The 18,318-nt window shown below is 35.2% G+C and carries 12 protein-coding genes and 1 pseudogene; 12 read left to right on the top strand and 1 reads right to left on the bottom strand.

What is annotated here, in order from left to right; genetic code table 11:
* Positions 1–15: 15 nt before the first annotated feature.
* The 3 genes from EV145_RS14850 to EV145_RS14840 all read left to right on the top strand — a co-directional run bounded on the left by EV145_RS14850 (position 16) and on the right by EV145_RS14840 (position 5,233).
* Complete coding sequence (locus EV145_RS14850) at positions 16–1,017, top strand: TlpA disulfide reductase family protein (RefSeq protein WP_133525986.1); 1,002 nt, start codon at positions 16–18, stop codon at positions 1,015–1,017.
* A 96-nt stretch (positions 1,018–1,113) separates the two neighbouring features.
* Positions 1,114–3,237, top strand: a complete 2,124-nt coding sequence (locus EV145_RS14845; protein ID WP_133525985.1) for a hypothetical protein — start codon at positions 1,114–1,116, stop codon at positions 3,235–3,237.
* A gap of 142 nt (positions 3,238–3,379) precedes the next feature.
* On the top strand, positions 3,380–5,233 hold the full coding sequence (locus EV145_RS14840; protein ID WP_133525984.1) for a rhamnogalacturonan lyase: 1,854 nt from the start codon (positions 3,380–3,382) through the stop codon (positions 5,231–5,233).
* 266 nt (positions 5,234–5,499) lie between these two features.
* Here EV145_RS14840 and EV145_RS14835 read toward each other — a convergent pair whose 3' ends face one another.
* On the bottom strand, positions 5,500–6,540 hold the full coding sequence (locus EV145_RS14835) for a GntR family transcriptional regulator (protein ID WP_035651106.1): 1,041 nt from the start codon (positions 6,538–6,540) through the stop codon (positions 5,500–5,502).
* A 387-nt stretch (positions 6,541–6,927) separates the two neighbouring features.
* On the opposite strand from EV145_RS14835, the gene rhaT reads away from it, so the two are divergent.
* The 9 genes and pseudogenes from rhaT to EV145_RS14790 form a co-directional block, all read left to right on the top strand.
* Positions 6,928–7,998 carry an L-rhamnose/proton symporter RhaT gene (rhaT, locus tag EV145_RS14830; RefSeq protein WP_133525983.1) on the top strand — a complete coding sequence of 357 codons (1,071 nt, stop codon included), beginning with the start codon at positions 6,928–6,930 and terminating at the stop codon, positions 7,996–7,998.
* 26 nt (positions 7,999–8,024) lie between these two features.
* Positions 8,025–10,166, top strand: coding sequence for a bifunctional aldolase/short-chain dehydrogenase (locus EV145_RS14825; protein ID WP_133525982.1), 2,142 nt, complete (start codon positions 8,025–8,027; stop codon positions 10,164–10,166).
* 182 nt (positions 10,167–10,348) lie between these two features.
* Complete coding sequence (locus EV145_RS14820; RefSeq protein ID WP_133525981.1) at positions 10,349–11,623, top strand: TIM barrel protein; 1,275 nt, start codon at positions 10,349–10,351, stop codon at positions 11,621–11,623.
* Positions 11,624–11,786: 163 nt separating this feature from the next.
* Positions 11,787–13,148 (top strand): FGGY-family carbohydrate kinase, encoded by a 1,362-nt coding sequence (locus EV145_RS14815; protein ID WP_133525980.1) that lies wholly within the window; start codon positions 11,787–11,789, stop codon positions 13,146–13,148.
* Positions 13,149–13,378: 230 nt separating this feature from the next.
* Positions 13,379–14,125: a (Fe-S)-binding protein gene (locus tag EV145_RS14810; RefSeq protein WP_133525979.1), complete on the top strand. Its 747-nt coding sequence runs from the start codon at positions 13,379–13,381 to the stop codon at positions 14,123–14,125.
* A 155-nt stretch (positions 14,126–14,280) separates the two neighbouring features.
* On the top strand, positions 14,281–15,651 hold the full coding sequence (locus tag EV145_RS14805; protein ID WP_133525978.1) for a glycoside hydrolase family 28 protein: 1,371 nt from the start codon (positions 14,281–14,283) through the stop codon (positions 15,649–15,651).
* 39 nt (positions 15,652–15,690) lie between these two features.
* Entirely contained in the window at positions 15,691–17,094 is a 1,404-nt protein-coding gene (locus EV145_RS14800; protein ID WP_133525977.1) for a lactate utilization protein B, read from the top strand.
* Positions 17,084–17,671 carry a lactate utilization protein C gene (locus EV145_RS14795; RefSeq protein ID WP_133525976.1) on the top strand — a complete coding sequence of 196 codons (588 nt, stop codon included), beginning with the start codon at positions 17,084–17,086 and terminating at the stop codon, positions 17,669–17,671. Before EV145_RS14800 ends, EV145_RS14795 begins: the two co-directional genes overlap by 11 nt.
* A 204-nt stretch (positions 17,672–17,875) precedes the next feature.
* A pseudogene (locus EV145_RS14790) lies at positions 17,876–18,259 on the top strand (transposase); the annotation flags it as partial.
* Positions 18,260–18,318: the final 59 nt, after the last annotated feature.

The following is an 18,318-nucleotide window of genomic DNA, read 5'->3' as shown; positions in this document are numbered from 1 at the left end:
AAAAGTAAAAAAAAGATGAAGAAAATAGTATTTATATTATTCATAATGGCTCTGGTTTCTTTTATTGGAAAAGAAGAATCGCGTTTTTCTTTAAAGGGAAAGACAAATAACTTGGAAAACGGAACAGTCCTCTATTTAAAAGATAATTTAACCGAAAAAATTATTGATTCGGCTATAATTACGGATAACCAGTTTTCATTTGCTATAAAAACAGCCAAGTTTCCTTTACGAGTTTTATTGTATAATAAATCATTTTCGCAGTGGAGGGATATTTGGCTTGAAAATAATCAAATGTTTTTTGATGCTTCGAAAGGTGATTTTAAAAATGCGAAAGTAACCGGTTCTGAATCCGAAAATTTATCTCAAAAACTTTATGAAAATATAGGTAGATTATCGTTTGAAGAAAAAAATGCACTTGAGAAAAAATTTGTAAAAGATCATCCAAACAGTATCGTTAGTGCTTTTATCTTATCTGTTTTTGTTGCAGACTGGGGCAAGGATTATTCAAAAGAATGTTACGATAGATTTTCTGAAGATATAAAAAAATCAGAGTACGGAAAAAGAATTTCAAACTACATCACGCTAAATCGTGATGTTAAAATAGGAGATCAATATTCCAACTTTGTAATGAAAGACAAAAATGGAAATCCAAAAGAATTTTCTCAATTAATTGGAAAAGTGACGCTGTTAGAGTTTTGGGCTTCTTGGTGTGGACCATGCAGAGAGGAAAATCCAAATTTAGTAAAAACGTACAAAAAATATAGATCAAATGGATTTGCAATAGTAGCAATTTCCTTAGACAAGGATGAGAAAAAATGGCTCGCCGCAATCGAAAAAGATGGGTTGCTATGGGATAACTTTTGTGATTTTGGGGTTTGGGAAAGCACACCTGCATTGATGTATGGTGTCTATGCAGTTCCTGAAAATTTTCTGATTGATAAAAATGGAAAAATTGTGGCAAGGAATATTAGAGGAGAAGAGCTAAATAAAAAATTAACTGAACTAGTAAATGATTAAAATATAGTTTGATATAATTGTCAAAACGCAATTGTAAAAAAAAAGCCTTTTGATTTTATAATCATTTGCATATATAATTTATTAAAATCTGAAAACATGAAAAAATACGTTGTTGTTGGTGTTTTATTATTTTCCATTCCCCTTTTCGCTCAAAAAATCGATCGAAAAGCATTGGTAAATCGTCACAATGTTCAAATTACGGCAATTGATACTTTAGCGTCTTTGACCGTTGGAAACGGCGCTTTTGCATTTACTGTTGATGCAACGGGACTGCAGACTTTTCCTAAAACATATCAAAATGGAATTCCCTTAGGAACGGAGTCGGAGTGGGGTTGGGATAGTTATAAAAACACAGAGAATTTTAAATTTTCTGAAACTTTAAAAGACTATCAGCAGTACGGAAGAAATGTTTCCTATACGGTACAGATAAAAGAGCCTAAAAGAAAAGTTGATGCCATAAATTGGTTTAGACAAAATCCGCATTTATTGCAATTAGGAAATTTAGGTTTTGAAATTTTGAAAAAAGACGGAAGTCAAGCAAAACCATCAGATATCAAATCGATTTCTCAAAAACTGAATTTATGGACGGGAGAAATTGAAAGTTATTTTGAGGTTGAAGGAACTCCTGTAACCGTAGTAACTGCTTCGCATCAAGAAAAAGATGCGATTGGCGTAAAAGTAAAATCAGATTTATTACAGCAAAAACGTTTAAAAATTAGTTTGAAAATTCCGTTTCCTACTGGAGATTGGGCAGATTTTGGAACCAAATACGAAGGGACACAAAACTATACAAGCACATTAAAGCAAAAATCAAAAACAGAAGCTGTTGTAACGCACGTTATGGATAGTATTTCATATAACGTTGATTTAATGTGGAAAGGAAATGCACAAATTAAAAAAGCGGCAGATCATTATTTTGTGGTCGAAGCTTCAAACACCAATACATTAGAATTGAGTTGTCTTTTTGCTTTGGCAGAAAATAAAACTGAAAATTCTTCTTTTGAAACTATTCAAAACAGCAGTATAAAAGGTTGGGAGAATTTCTGGAAAAGTGGTGCAGCCGTTGATTTTTCAGGAAGTACAGATCCGCGCGCAAAAGAGCTGGAGCGACGCGTTGTTCTTTCGCAGTATTTAACGAAGGTACAATGTACAGGAAAAGTACCGCCTCAAGAAACTGGTTTGACGTATAACAGCTGGTATGGAAAACCACATTTAGAAATGCATTGGTGGCACGGTGTTCATTTTGCTTTATGGAATCGCCCAGAATTGCTGGAAAAAAGTCTTCCGTGGTACCAAAAGGTTTTTGATAAAGCCAAAAACATAGCCAAAAGACAAGGTTTTGAAGGCGCAAGATGGCAAAAAATGACTGACCCTGATGGAAATGAAAGTCCATCATCTGTTGGTTCATTTTTGATTTGGCAACAACCACATTTTATAACTTATGCCGATTTAATTTACCGCGCAAAACCAACAGCCGCAACCTTGAAGTTATACAGTGAACGCGTTTTTGCAACCGCTGATTTTATGGCTTCGTTTGCTAATTATGATGCTAAAAACGATCGTTATGTTTTAGGTCCGGGTGTGATTCCAGCACAAGAACGCTTTAAGGCGATGGAAACTTTTAATCCAACTTATGAATTAGCATATTGGAACTGGGCATTGAAAACGGCAATTTCATGGAAGCATGGCTTAAACCAGAAAGTGCCTGAAAAATGGGAAACCGTTTTGGCTAAATTATCAAAACTTCCAGTTTCAGGCGATGTTTATCTGGCGACAGAAAGCGCAACGGATTCGTATACAAATCCAGAATTCAAAACAGATCATCCATCTGTTTTAGGAACTTTCGGAATGCTTCCTGAAACTTCTCTTTTGGATAAAAAAATCATGAAAAACACTTTTGACTTGGTTTGGAAAACTTGGTCTTGGGATAAAACCTGGGGTTGGGATTTCCCAATGACGGCCATGTCGGCGGCACGTTTGCAAATGCCGGAAAAAGCAATTGACGCTTTGTTTATGAATGTGACTACAAACACGTATTTAAAAAACGGACATAATTATCAAGCAGAAAGATTAACATTATATCTTCCAGGAAATGGCGGATTATTGACTGCAGTTGCTATGATGTGCGCCGGCTGGGACGATTCAACCGAAGAAAATCCAGGTTTCCCAAAAGACGGAACATGGAAAGTACAAAGCGAAGGATTTAAAAAGATGTTTTAGTTTTTTTGGTTTCTCGCAGATTTTACACATAAAGCGGATTTTTTTAATCTCGCAGAGGCGCAAAGTTTCATTTTAATTTTTCTTTGCGTCTTCGCGACTTTGCGAGATTAAAAAACAACATACTCACATTTTAAAATACAATATGAAAAATAATAAAAACTTTGTAGTAATACTGCTTTTCTTAAGCCTAAATATATTCAGTCAAAGGCAAATGGAAAATCTCGATCGAGGCGTTATTGCCGTCAAAGACAAAGGTCAGTTTTTTGTAGGCTGGCGCGTCTTAGGAACCGATCCTGATAATCTTTTTTTTAATTTGTACCGAAAAAGCGGTACTAAAAAAGCAGTTAAACTAAACGACAAACCCATTTCTGGAGCGACTAATTTTCTCGACACAAAAGCAAATGTTGAGGAAGAAAATACTTGGTTTGTAAAAACGGTTTTAAAAGGAAAAGAATCTGACGCAAAAGGAAGTTTTACGATTCCAGCTTCAAGCCCTGACAAAGATTATTTATCAATTGTATTAAAACCAATTGAAGGTTATACGGCAAATGATCTTTCGGTTGGAGATTTAGACGGTGACGGAAAATATGATTTGATTGTGCACATGACTGGAAAGGCACACGACAATTCGCATACAGGAATCACAGATCCGCCTATATTTCAGGCTTATACTTTAGAGGGGAAATTTTTATGGCAGATTAATTTAGGAAAAAATATTCGCGAAGGTGCGCATTATACGCAGTTTATGGTGTATGATTTGGATAGTGACGGAATTGCTGAATTGGTTTGTAAAACGGCTGATGGAACAACTGACAGTCAGAATAATGTTGTTGGAGATGCTTCAAAAGACTGGGTTGACCGAGATCCAAATTCGGGAACTTATGGGAAAATTTTGAAAGGACCAGAATACCTTTCTGTTTTTGATGGAAGAACAGGAAAGCTTGTTACAACTGTAGATTATATTGCCGAAAGAGGTGATCTTGCCGGCTGGGGAGGACATGGCGGAAGCGGTGGAAATGATACAAAAGGAAATAGAATTGATCGTTTTACTGCTTGTGTGGCTTATTTAGATGGAATTCATCCAAGCGTGGTAATGTGCCGTGGTTATTACGGAAGAACAGTTTTAGCAGCTTGGGATTTTAAGAACGGCAGATTGACTTCGAGATGGGTTTTTGACAGTAAAGATTCTGAAAATCCGTATTCAGGAATGGGAAACCATAATCTTACCGTTGCAGATGTTGACAATGACGGTAAAGACGAAATAATCTACGGATCAATGTGCGTGGATGATAACGGAAAAGGATTGTATACAACAGGTTTTAGACACGGAGATGCCATTCACGTTTCAGATTTAGATCCTGATCTTCCGGGCCTTGAAGTTTTTGGGATTCATGAAATTGAAAATGGCACAACGGGGCCAGGAGCTACCATTTTTGCAGCAAAAGACGGGGAAGTTTTGTTTACGGGTTCTCTAAATGAAGATGTTGGAAGAGGCGTTGCAGACAATATTGATCCTGAGTTAAGAGGAGCGCAATTTTGGTATTCAGGTTCGCCTGATTTATACGATATGAAAGGAAAAGTTGTTGGAAAAGCACCAAGCTCAATTAACTTTTTAATTTATTGGGATGGCGATACTTCAAGAGAAATTCTGAATTCAAATTATATTGATAAGTATAATAAAGGAAGATTGTTTACCGCGACGGGCGCAGTATCGAATAACGGAACAAAATCGACTCCGGCGCTTTCTGGAGATATTTTGGGCGATTGGCGTGAAGAATTAATTTTACGATCAGAAGACAATAAAGAATTGAGAATTTATTCGACGACAATTCCAACCAATGTAAGACAATATACTTTAATGCACGATCCGCAATACAGGTTGAGTATTGCCTGGCAAAATGTAGGTTATAATCAGCCTCCGCATACTAGTTTTTATATGGGAAAAGACATGAAGCCGGCGCCAAAACCGAATATTTCTTTGGTGGTTAAAAAATAGTTTTCTTTTAGGTGCTAAGATTCTGAGATACTGAGGTTCTAAGGATTTTTCGCAAAATGTTTTATTGTAGAGACGCACAGCAGTGCGTCTTTCGTATTTTATGAACGTATGATTTGTCATTTCGAGGAACGAGAAATCCTCGCAAGTAACTCCACAATCAAAATCGCCGATCTTTGTAGAGCTACTTGCGAGGATTTCTCGTTCCTCGAAATGACAAGCGATGCTAAAAAAAACTTAGAACCTCAGTATCTTAGAACCTTAGTCCCTTAGATAGAATTTCGATCAATAAAATTAAAAGGTACTTTCACTTCTCCTTTTTCTTTATTTAAAATCATACGAGCTGCGGTTTCACCCATAACGTTGAAGTCGGTTGACATTACGGTGATGCCTAATAATTCTTTTAGAGGCGTGTCGTTATAGGAGATTACCCCAATTTCTTTTCCTAAAATATATTCTTCATCGCGAATTTGTTTCATTAAATTCACCAAATCCGATTCTTCGATTGTAATAAATAAATCACCTTTTTTCAGAATCATATCGTCGTAAACTTCACTCAGAATCTCAAAATTGATTTCGTGCTCCACACAAAATTTTCTGAATCCGTGCAAAATCCTTCTCGGGTAAGGATAAACCGCTTTTTCAGGATAGACTAAAATAAGCCTTTTATATTTTGTGATTTTCGAAAGACCTTCTTTTAAAGCATTATAAATATCATTCTCAAAATCCTGATAAATTTTGATGATTTCGCCTTCCATTCCCAATTTGATATTGTCCATAATGACTAATTTCTCCTTTGGGATGCGTTCGATCGCTTTTACAACATCATCAGTAAAACTTAAATGTTTCAATTCGTCTGTTTTAAAGTGCGTTGTGATGACATAGTAATCATAAGCACCTTCAAATTTATCAAGAAGGTTTAAAAATAAGGTTTCGTCACAATGATAAATATGCAAATCAGTATGCGCATTTGCACCAACAGTATTGATAAATGAACTGTAGGTTTTCATTTTATAAGCGCTCAATTTATTGAATAGAAAAAGTACATTTACCTTCGATTCCAGCTTTGTTCGGGTAATATAATAGCCTTTTCCTCGAATAGAAGAAATGATTTTTCGCTCTTTTAAGATATTATAAGCCTTTTCGACAGTATCACGAGACATGTAAAACTCCTCGCTGAAACTGTTGATAGAAGGTATTTTTTGATTTATTTTCAGATTTCCGTTGGCAATATTCTGCAAAATTGAATCTACAATCTGCTTGTATTTTGGAACCCTTGAATCTTCATCAATTTTAATAAGTTTAATCATTTTGCAGGTATTGAAAATTATGCTGAAAAAATTACAAGCATAATTCTGAATTAAAATTTGGATATAAAGCTTTACTTAAAACCTGACAAAGTGCCGTAATTGCTACTTTTCTCACAAAATATCTCAAATTAAATAAGGCTAATTTTATGTTTTTGGAGATTTACGTAATTATTACAAATTGATGATATAATAATTACGAAATCGATTGCTAAAATAGAAATTTTAAATTTATTTTTCTACTTAAAAACCATTCTTCTTCGCAATATTCTTTGGTTTTAACATAAAACCTAAAATCATAAAGGATAGTACAGGACAGTTTTCTTTTTTACATTCTCTTATTTTACAAAACCAGATTAACTATCAATAACCACAAACTAAAATTATTAAATGGAATCATTACTCGGTATTATTTTTCACTCCATTGGAGGTTTCTCTTCGGGCAGTTTTTATATGCCTTTTAAGAAAGTAAAAAATTGGGCTTGGGAAAGCTACTGGCTTATAGGAGGTTTTTTCTCTTGGCTTATTGTACCGCCAATTGCTGCTTATTTAACTATTCCAAATTTTACTGAAATTATCGCGGCGGCTGCTCCATCAGTTAAAGCATTAGCATTTGTAATGGGATTGATTTGGGGAGTAGGAGGACTTACTTATGGTCTTGGAGTTCGTTATTTAGGAATGTCATTAGGAAACTCGATTACTTTAGGTTTCTGTTCTGCTTTCGGTGCTTTGATTCCACCAATCTATTATCATTTCAATGCCGTAGAAGGTAAAGAATCAATCAGTGATATGTTTGCGAATTCAGGCGGACAAATGGTTTTGGCTGGAGTATTAATATGTATTATAGGTATTGCAATTTTGGGAAAAGCAGGAATGCTTAAAGAAAAGGATTTTGCAACAGGCCATGAAGATAAAGACAAAGATTTTAGTCTGGTAAAAGGACTTATTATTGCCATAGTTTCTGGTATTTTAAGTTCGTTTTTCAACTTCGGAATTGAAGCCGCAAAACCAATGGCTGATGTTGCCAATGAGGCTTGGAAATTAGCAAATCCAAATCAAGGCGAGTTTTTATTCCAAAATAATGTAAGTTATATCATTATCCTTTGGGGTGGCTTGACAACTAACTTTATATGGTGTATTTATCTGAATTTCAAAAATAAAACCTTTAGCAATTATACTGATACCAAAACACCAATTTCAAAAAATATCTTGTTCTCAGCAATTGCAGGAACAATGTGGTTTTTGCAGTTTTTCTTTTATGGTATGGGGGAAAGCAAATTAGGCAATGGTGCAAGTTCTTGGATTTTGCACATGTCGACCATCATTTTGACAGCCAACTTCTGGGGATTTTATCTGAAAGAATGGACAGGAGTTTCTAAAAAGACAATGAGAACTTTTATGTGGGGAATTGGATTAATCATGCTTTCGATTGTTGTAGTCGGAATTGGTAATTCATTATAAATATAAACTAAAATCAAAACAACCAAATGTCGAATATAAATACAAATAATATGAATTTTAAGCATGTAAGCTATCTTTGGGATGACGCTAAAGCGGCAGCATTGGCAGGTGATGAAGTAGCGCTTTTTATTTATCGCTCTAATTTATTAGGAGCCGATTTAAGATTGACAAACTACGGAGGAGGAAACACTTCTGTAAAAATAACAGATAAAGATCCATTAACAGGCGAAAGCTCTGAAGTAATGTGGATTAAAGGTTCTGGTGGAGATATCGGGACATTAACAAAATCAGGCTGTGCAGCACTTTATTTAGACAGATTGCGCAATCTTGAAAATGTCTACAGAGGTATTGAGTTTGAAGATGAAATGGTAGAATTATTCAATCACTGTATTTTTGATTTAGCTTCAAAAGCGCCTTCTATTGATACGCCTTTACATGGTTTCTTGCCTTTCAAGCATATTGACCACTTGCACCCAGATGCTGCAATTGCAATCGCTGCTGCGAAAGACGGAGCAAAAATTACAGAAGAATTATTTGATGGCGAAATAGGCTGGGTTGGCTGGCAGCGCCCAGGTTTTGACCTTGGACTTCAATTAAGAAGCTGTTTGGAAGAAGCTGAGAAAAAAGGAAAAAAACTTCGCGGTATTATGCTAGGATCTCATGGTTTATTTACTTGGGGTGATACTGCATACGAAAGTTATATTAATACGCTGGAAGTAATCGAGAAATGCGCTGATTATCTTGAAAGCAATTACGGCAAAAAACGTCCCGTTTTTGGAGGCAAAAAAATTGAAAGTCTTCCAGAAGCGGATCGTAAATTAAAAGCAGCAAAAGTAGCGCCAATTTTAAGAGGTTTCTGTTCGTCAGAGCGTCAAATGATTGGACATTATACAGATGATGCAAGAGTTTTAGAATTCATTAATTCTAATGATCTTTCAAAATTAGCACCGCTTGGAACTTCTTGCCCGGATCACTTTTTAAGAACTAAAATCAGTCCGCTGGTTTTAGAATTAGATCCAAACGAAGATTTGTCTGATGTTGATGCAATTAAAGCAAAACTAACACCGGCATTTGAAGCGTATCGTGCAATGTACAAAGAGTATTACAATGCATGCAAAAAATCAAATTCACCTGCAATGCGTGACCCAAATCCGGTTGTGATTTTATATCCTGGAGTTGGTATGTTCACTTTTGCAAAAGATAAAACAATGGCGCGTTTGGCGTCAGAATATTATATCAATGCTGTAAACGTAATGAAAGGTGCTGAAGCAGTTTCAGAATATACTTCATTACCGCACCAAGAAGCATTTGATATTGAATATTGGTTATTGGAAGAAGCAAAATTACAACGTATGCCAAAACCAAAAGCATTGTCAGGAAGAGTTGCTGTAATTACAGGTTCTGCTGGCGGAATTGGTAAAGCTATCGCTAAGAAATTTGCGCAGGAAGGTGCTTGTGTGGTAATCAATGATATTAATGAAGAGCGCTTAGAATCGGCTAAGGCTGAGTTTGTAAAGTTGTTTGGTAAAGATGCTGTTTCAAGTACTTTATTGAATGTTACAGATCCTGACAGTACTGAAAAAGCATTCGATGAGGCTTCTCTAGCTTTTGGAGGTGCCGATATTGTGGTAAACAATGCCGGAATCAGTATTTCTAAATCTATTGCAGAACACACTTTAGAAGAGTGGGACAGATTGTATGATATCTTGGTAAAAGGACAATTTATTGTTTCTAAAGCTGGAATCGAAGTAATGCGCAAACAAGGTTTTGGTGGAGACATCGTAAACATTGTTTCTAAAAATGCAGTGGTAGCGGGTCCAAATAATCCTGGATACGGTTCAGCAAAAGCAGCTCAGGCGCATTTAACACGTTTAATGGCTGCAGAACTTGGGGCTGATAAAATTCGTGTAAACACAGTAAATCCTGATGCTGTAATTTCAGATTCAAATATCTGGTCTGGCGGATGGGCAGAAGGACGTGCAAAAGCATACGGGATAACAGTTGAGGAACTGCCTGCTTACTATGCAAAACGTACATTATTAAATGAAATTATATTGCCAGATGATATCGCAAATGCGTGTTTTGCTTTCGTTGGTGGTTTATTAGGTAAATCTACAGGAAATGCTCTAAACGTTGATGGTGGTGTAGGAATGGGCTTTTACAGATAGATTGTTTAGTTTTTTTAAGTTTAAAACAAAGGTGGTTTTTTGTAATCTAACGTTCGGGAATTTTCGAACGTTAGATTTTTTTAAAATTTAAGAATTAAAAAAAACGCAATAAAATAATTAAGATTAACCAAGAGCGCAATCGATATAATGTGTTACATTGTGCGCTATTAAAATAAAATGCTATGTTAATTGAATCAAACAATATTGCATCTCATAACGAGGGATTGCTGAAAAAACATCAAAACAAATTTGCTTTTACAGCATCAGAAATAGAAAATGCAGAATCGATTATTCAAAAATTAATTGATTTTCAAATCGCAATTCCTTCTTGGGCTTTAGGAACTGGAGGAACTAGATTTGGACGTTTTGCAGGTGGAGGAGAACCTCGTTCATTAGAAGAAAAAATTGAAGATGTAGGTTTGCTTCATAAATTAAACAATGCTTCTGGCGCGATTTCGCTTCATATTCCGTGGGATATACCAACAGATTATAACGCAATCAAAACGCTTGCAGCGCAGCACGGATTAAAGTTTGATGCCATGAATTCGAACACGTTTCAAGATCAGGCAAGTGCAGAACATACTTACAGATACGGTTCATTGCAAAACGTAAACAAAGCAGTTCGTAAACAAGCAATTGCGCACAATATCGAGGTTATTAAACACGGAATTGAATTAGGATCTGATTCATTAACAGTTTGGTTAGCTGATGGATCTAATTTTCCTGGACAATTAAACTTCCGCAAAGCTTACCAAAATACATTAGAAAGTTTAGAGGAAATCTACGATGCATTGCCTTCAAACTGGAAATTATTTTTAGAATACAAATGTGCTGAACCAAATTTCTACTCCACAACTGTGGCCGATTGGGGACAGTCATATTCATACGTTCAAAAATTAGGAGACAAAGCAAAAACGCTTGTTGATTTAGGTCATCATTTGCCAAATGCAAATATTGAGCAAATTGTTTCTATTTTGCTTATGGACAATAAATTAGGTGGTTTCCACTTTAACGATTCAAAATACGGAGACGATGATTTAACTGCTGGAGCTTTGAAACCTTATCAATTATTCTTGATTTTCAATGAATTAGTTGAAGGAATGGACGCAAGAGGCATGAATCATGCAAAAGATTTAGGCTGGATGATCGATGCTTCTCACAATATTAAAGACCCTTTAGAAGATTTATTACAATCTGTTGAAGCGATTATGATTGCTTATGCACAGGCACTTTCTGTTGACAGAAAAGCTTTAGAGCAGGCTCAGGAAGAGAATGATGTAGTTAAAGCACAGGAAATTCTTCAAAATGCTTTCCGTACAGATGTTCGTGCATTAGTTGCAGAAGCTCGTTTGCGTTCAGGAGCAGCTTTAAATCCAGTTGAATTGTACCGTAATCTTGCTGTTAGAAGTAATTTGATTGGTGAAAGAGGATTAAAAACAATGGCAACAGGATTGTAATAATTATGAGTTATGAATTATGAGTTATAAGTTGAAAAACTATTGTTTTTAATATCACTTCGTTGATTAAAAAAATAAAAAAGACTTCGCTTAACAACCCATGAATTTTTCGAACAAAAAGCATAACTCATAACTCATAATTCATAATTTATAATTAAAAAAAATGAATGTAGTTGCAATTTTTGATATTGGTAAAACAAACAAAAAGGTTTTTTTATTTGATGAAAATTATAAGATTGTTTGGGAAAAATCAGTAAATCTTGATGAAACCACAGATGAAGATGGTTTTCCCTGTGAAGATATTGATGTTCTAAAAAACTGGATACTCGACCGATTATCAGAAATAAAAGAACTGACCAACTATGTTTTAAAAGCAATCAATTTTAGTACATACGGCGCTAGTTTTGTGTATATTGACGAAAACGGAAAAGTTTTAACTCCTCTGTATAATTATTTGAAAGATTATCCAGAGGAATTAAAAAAAGGGTTTTACAGTACCTATAAAGGTGAAGAGAAATTTGCAGTCAAAACGGCTTCACCGGTTTTAGGAAGCCTGAATTCAGGAATGCAGATTTACAGACTTAAAGAAGAAAAACCAGCGCTTTTTGAAAAAGTAAAATATTGTCTTCATTTGCCCCAATATTTAAGTTTTCTTCTGACAAATGAGGCTTTCGCCGATATTACAAGCATTGGGTGTCATACTAATCTTTGGAATTTTAAAAAGATGAAGTACCACAAATGGCTTAAAAATGAAGGTATTTCAGCTAAAATTCCGCCTTTGCATTACGGAAAAGATGTCTTGAAAAAAGAAGGTGATTTAGCCATTGGAGTTGGTCTTCATGACAGTTCATCGGCAATAATTCCGTACACGATTAATTTTACGGAACCTTTCGTTTTATTATCGACCGGAACTTGGAGTATTTCACTAAATCCTTTCAATAATAAGCCTTTGACTTTTGACGAACTGAAGCAGGATTGTTTATGCTATATGCAATACACTGAAAAACCAGTAAAAGCCGCACGATTATTTTCGGGCAACGAACATGAAGTGCAGGCAAAAAGATTAGCTGCGCATTTTAATGTTCCGTTTGACACTTTTAAAGATGTTTATTTTGACAAAAAGATTGTAGCGACTTTACGATCACTCAATTTTCAGATTATTTATCCAAAGAAATATGATTTTGATATTCTAAAAGAATGTCCTTTTCAAAAAAGAGATCTTTCCTTATTTAAGGATTATGAAACGGCCTATCATCAATTGATGCTCGATCTTGTTGAACAACAGGTTTTTTCGACTAACTTAGTGATACACAATAGCCCTGTCAAGAAAATTTTTGTTGATGGAGGTTTCAGTAAAAATTCCATTTTTATGAATCTGCTGGCAGAAGCTTATCCTGATATTGAAGTATATGCGGCATCGATGGCGCAGGCGAGTGCATTAGGCGCAGCGCTTGCAATTCACGAAAACTGGAATCCAAAACCAATTCAGAATGATTTAATCGATTTGAAGTTTTATAAGCATTAGAATTTATTGATAAAGATTAATCTGGTATACGTACGAGATTACATTTTTAAGTTTTTTTATTCAGCAACGAAAATTTGCTCGCAAAGACGCAAGTCGCGAAGTTCTATTAAAAAGACTTAAAAAAGAAAAATCTTTGTGACTTTGCGACTTTGCGAGATTAAAAAGTCAAGGATAAATTAAAAAACTTTGTGATTTTGGTTGTTATACAGAATAGAATAAAATAATAAAAAATGAAAATTGGACTTTTTATACCGTGTTATGTCGATCAGTTTTACCCAAAAGTTGGAATAGCAACCTATGAACTTTTGCAAAAATTAGGTTGTGATGTTCATTTTCCAATGGGTCAGACCTGCTGTGGCCAGCCAATGGCAAACAGCGGTTATGAACATTTAACGAAAGGCTGTAACGCAAATTTTATCTCCAATTTTGCCGGATTTGACTACATTGTCTGTCCTTCAGGAAGCTGTGTTTTACATGTAAAAGAGCATTTACACGACGACAAATTAGAAATTGTAGCAACTGAAATGCGCAAAAAAGTCTTTGAACTGACAGAGTTTATTACCGATATTCTGAAAATAGATCACATACAAGGAAACTTTCCCTATAGAGTCGGAATGCATCAAAGTTGCCACGGTCAGCGTGGTTTGAAGCTTTCGCAAATGACCGAATTAAACGCACATTTTTTTTCAAAACCACAGCAGTTGCTTTATAAAATAAATGGACTGGATTTGGTTTCTTTATCCAGAAAAGACGAATGCTGTGGTTTTGGCGGAACTTTCTGCGTTACCGAAGAAGCCGTTTCTGTAAAAATGGGGCAAGACCGAATCAAAGATCATGAAAACCAAAATGTAGATTATATTACAGGTGGCGATATGTCATGCTTAATGCATTTAGAAGGAATTCTGAAAAGGCAAAAAAGCAATATAAAAACCATTCATATTGCTGAAATATTGAATACAATGTCAAGCGAAAAATAATTTTAAACACATAGAAACATAGGTTTCATTGTGTTTAAAAAGATAAAAAAAACGATTATATCATTTACACATAGCTATGTTTTTTTTAAAAAGTGAAACGCCTTTTTTTAAGCTGTAAAAACTATGTCTCTATGTGTTTAAACAAAATATGCCGCATGAAAAAAATAGCATTTTCTTTAACTCTTTTACTCTCAATCATTTTTTTATCGTTTAAGAAGAATCAATCTTCGGTAACTTTAGACGAAGTTGCCGTAAAAGCACCTTTTGAAATGCCAGCGATTAAAATCCCGAATTTCAGCAATTGTAAAGAATTTTCGATTGTAGATTTTGGCGCTGTAAAAGGAGATAAAAACAAAACATCTGAGGCAATTTCAAAAGCGATTTCAAAAGCCAATAAAGCTGGCGGAGGAATTGTTGTGATTCCGGAAGGAGAATGGCTGACCAAGAAAATTCATTTTAAAAGCAATGTAAATCTGCATTTGAATAAAGGTGCCGTTTTGCTTTTTTCTGAAGATCCAAAAGATTATCTGCCTGCCGTTCGTTCCACTTGGGAAGGATATGAATGTTACAATTATTCACCGCTGATTTATGCCTATCAATGTAAAAATATTGCTATTACAGGCGAAGGCGAATTAAAAGCAAAAATGGAGGTCTGGACCAAATGGTTTGCGCGTCCAAAAGCGCATATGGAAAGTTTGAAGAGATTATACTATTTGGCTTCCTATAAAAAACCTGTGGAAGAAAGACAAATGGTAAATGATACGGCAAATTTACGTCCTCATTTTATTCAGTTCAATCGTTGCCAAAATGTTTTAATGGATGGCGTTAAAATAACGAACAGTCCATTTTGGACGATTCATCCGTTTTTATCAAAAGATGTTGTAATCAGAAACCTTCATGTGTATGCCCACGGACATAATAATGATGGTGTTGATCCAGAGATGTCTCAAAACGTATTGATCGAAAATTGTGTTTTTGACCAAGGCGATGATGCGATTGCGATTAAATCGGGATGTGGTATAGATGCTTGGAACCTACACACACCTTCAAAAAATATTGTAATGCGCAATTGTACCGTAAAAAATGGTCATCAATTAGTAGCCATTGGAAGTGAACTTTCGGGCGGCATCGAAAATGTGTTTATTGATAACTGTACCGTTGTTGATGGCGCAAAACTAAATCATCTTTTGTACATTAAAACCAATGAAAGAAGAGGAGGTTTTGTAAACAATATTTATATGACAAACATTACATCGGGTAAAATTGACGCGGGAATTCTAGGTATAGAAACCGATGTTTTGTACCAATGGCGTGATCTAGTCCCAACGATTGAAAGACGCTTGACGCCAATAAAAAATGTACATCTAGAAAATATAAAAGCAACCAATGTGAAGTTTATTTCTAGAATTCAAGGTCAGAAAGAGCTTCCAGTAGAAAATATTTTCTTGACTAATGTAACTGCTGATAATGTCCAAGGAGAGAAAGCAATTCATGAAAATGTAGTGAATTTTGTCAGTAAAAATTAAGAGTAAAAACAAGCTCGTTTATAATAAACTTTTTAAAAGATGTCTTCAAAAAAAACAATAGAACATAGTGAAGCCGCCGCACGTTTTAATAAAGATGTTAAACGAGTAGACTGGCATGATGAAACGCTTTGGTTTGTGCGCGAAAAGCGTGATAAAGCCGCTTATCAAATTCAGGATTGGGAATTACTGCGTGAAACAGCTTCTAAAATCAAGAATAATGTGCTTTCTAATATTCACGATTATTTGATTGAATTTGAGGCAAATGCACAAAAAAACGGAATAAAAGTGCATTGGGCAGCCGATGCAAAAGAACATAACGAAATTGTGCATTCTATTTTGGTACAGCACAATGTACAGCAAATGGTGAAATCAAAGTCAATGCTTACAGAAGAATGCCATTTGAATGAATATTTAGCCGAAAATGGTGTCGAAGTTATCGATTCCGATTTAGGAGAATATATTGTACAGCTTCGTAAAGAACCGCCGAGTCATATTGTTTTGCCGGCAATTCATCTTAAAAAAGAAGATGTAAGCGAAACTTTTCATGAACATTTAGGTACCGAAAAAGGAAATTTTGACCCGCAATATTTAACCGAATCAGCGCGACACCAACTTCGTGATACTTTTTTAACCCGAAAAGCCGCTTTGACCGGAGTTAACTTCGCCATTGCTGAAACGGGTGAAATTGTAGTTTGTACCAATGAAGGAAATGCAGATATGGGCGCACATTTAGCAGATGTTCACATTGCCTGCATGGGATTTGAAAAACTGATTCCTAAAAGAGAACATTTAGGTGTTTTCTTGAGATTATTGGCTAGAAGTGCAACGGGACAGCCTATTACGACTTTTTCAAGCCATTTTAAAAAGCCAAGAGACGGCAAAGAAATTCATATTGTAATTGTTGATAACGGACGAAGCACACAATTAGGAAGAGAAGATTTTAGAAATTCGCTAAAATGCATTCGCTGTGGCGCGTGCATGAATACGTGTCCGGTTTACAGAAGAAGCGGTGGACATAGTTATCACAATGCTGTTGCAGGACCAATTGGCTCTATTTTGGCACCAAATCTCGACATGAGCAAAAATGCCGATTTGCCATTTGCTAGTACGCTTTGTGGCTCGTGTACCAATGTTTGTCCGGTAAAAATCGACATTCATGATCAACTATATAAATGGCGTCAGGTTTTGGTGAAGGAAGGATATACGCCAACATCAAAAACCATTGCAATGAAAACAATGGCAACCGTATTAGCCAATCCGACGGTTTTTAATATCGCTGGAAAATCGGGCCGATTTATAATGAAAAATGCTCCCGGTTTGGTCAATAATAAAATGAATAAATGGTACGATCAGCGCGAAATGCCTGCTGTTCCAGAAGAATCATTTAGAGATTGGTACAAGAAAAATTCAAGAGAAGCAAAAGAGAAAAACAATGAGCAGTAAAGCCGATATATTACGTAAAATAAAACAGAATCAGCCGGAATCTGTAACTGCTTTGCCAGACTTAAAAGTTTTAGGGTCTGAAAAGTTTGATGTTTTAGAAACGTATAAAACCGTACTGAAAAATATTGGTGGCAATCCTGTTGAAGTTTCAAATTATGATGAAGTGATTTCCTATATCAAAAAGCATTATGATATAGAAAAACGCTTTGTTACAACGCTTCCAGAACTTTCAGAAGTTGCAACTTTAGACTGGACAAATGACGATCCGCATTCGCTTAAAAATGTGGAATTGACTGTTATAAAAGCGCATTTTGGTGTTGCCGAAAACAGCGCACTTTGGGTTACTGATGATATTTTAGGACAGCGTGTTTCTCCTTTTATTGCACAATATTTGGCTATTATAGTAAACAAAGAAAATATTTATCCAACAATGCATCAGGCTTATGAAAAAATAGGAAATCAGGATTATGGCTTTGGAACTTTCATCGCCGGACCTTCAAAAACGGCTGATATTGAGCAGTCTTTGGTTTTAGGTGCGCATGGCGCGAGAGGTTTGATTGTTTTTTTATTGGGGTAAAATTTCTGCTCTAAAATATTATGAACTGTGTAAAGATCTTTTCGATTTTTATGCAGTTTTTTTGTTTTATCACATATAGAATCATTTCATTCTTTCTACTAATTATCGCATCGATAGCGCAGATTTGTAATCTGTGCCCGCAAAGAGAATCAATAAAGCTGATTGTTAATTATGATAAATTCTTCGCATCGATAGCGCAGATTTGCAAATCATGTTCATTTACTTTGTAAGGCTACATATGGTTTTATTTTATGTGATGTTGTTAGAGATTTTAAAAAAATCACTTCCAAGAAAATAGTTCAAACTATAATTGATGAGCCAGAGAGCAGAAGGGAATGGATGTTGGAGTATTTTCGGAAGGCCTGTGAAAATTTTAAAAACGAACAGAACTACAAAGTTTGGCAAAACGGTTATCATGCTGAACATATTTATAGCAACAAATTCATTAAACAAAAAATAGATTACATTCACAATAATCCTGTAAAAGACAGAATAGTAACTTTACCAGAAGACTATTATTTTAGTTCGGCACGAAATTATTCAGGTTTAGAAAATGATTTAGAGGTCGTTTTATTAGATTTGTTTTGAAAAAAACTTTAGTTTTTTAGAACGGCGAGAACAAATTAAAGGTTTTGATTTGCATTGTG

This window comes from Flavobacterium sp. 245, from assembly GCF_004362055.1.
Classification (GTDB): domain Bacteria; phylum Bacteroidota; class Bacteroidia; order Flavobacteriales; family Flavobacteriaceae; genus Flavobacterium.
This window is presented reverse-complemented; position numbering and strand designations above follow the sequence as displayed.

Excerpts from the sequence above, each read along its gene's own strand:
- EV145_RS14820 (WP_133525981.1), top strand. The coding sequence starts at position 10,349 with ATGTTAATTGAATCAAACAATATTGCATCTCATAACGAGGGATTGCTG.
- EV145_RS14825 (WP_133525982.1), top strand. The coding sequence starts at position 8,025 with ATGTCGAATATAAATACAAATAATATGAATTTTAAGCATGTAAGCTAT.
- EV145_RS14815 (WP_133525980.1), top strand. The coding sequence starts at position 11,787 with ATGAATGTAGTTGCAATTTTTGATATTGGTAAAACAAACAAAAAGGTT.
- EV145_RS14850 (WP_133525986.1), top strand. The coding sequence starts at position 16 with ATGAAGAAAATAGTATTTATATTATTCATAATGGCTCTGGTTTCTTTT.
- EV145_RS14840 (WP_133525984.1), top strand. The coding sequence starts at position 3,380 with ATGAAAAATAATAAAAACTTTGTAGTAATACTGCTTTTCTTAAGCCTA.
- EV145_RS14835 (WP_035651106.1), bottom strand. The coding sequence starts at position 6,540 with ATGATTAAACTTATTAAAATTGATGAAGATTCAAGGGTTCCAAAATAC.
- EV145_RS14845 (WP_133525985.1), top strand. The coding sequence starts at position 1,114 with ATGAAAAAATACGTTGTTGTTGGTGTTTTATTATTTTCCATTCCCCTT.
- EV145_RS14800 (WP_133525977.1), top strand. The coding sequence starts at position 15,691 with ATGTCTTCAAAAAAAACAATAGAACATAGTGAAGCCGCCGCACGTTTT.
- EV145_RS14805 (WP_133525978.1), top strand. The coding sequence starts at position 14,281 with ATGAAAAAAATAGCATTTTCTTTAACTCTTTTACTCTCAATCATTTTT.
- EV145_RS14795 (WP_133525976.1), top strand. The coding sequence starts at position 17,084 with ATGAGCAGTAAAGCCGATATATTACGTAAAATAAAACAGAATCAGCCG.
- EV145_RS14810 (WP_133525979.1), top strand. The coding sequence starts at position 13,379 with ATGAAAATTGGACTTTTTATACCGTGTTATGTCGATCAGTTTTACCCA.
- rhaT (WP_133525983.1), top strand. The coding sequence starts at position 6,928 with ATGGAATCATTACTCGGTATTATTTTTCACTCCATTGGAGGTTTCTCT.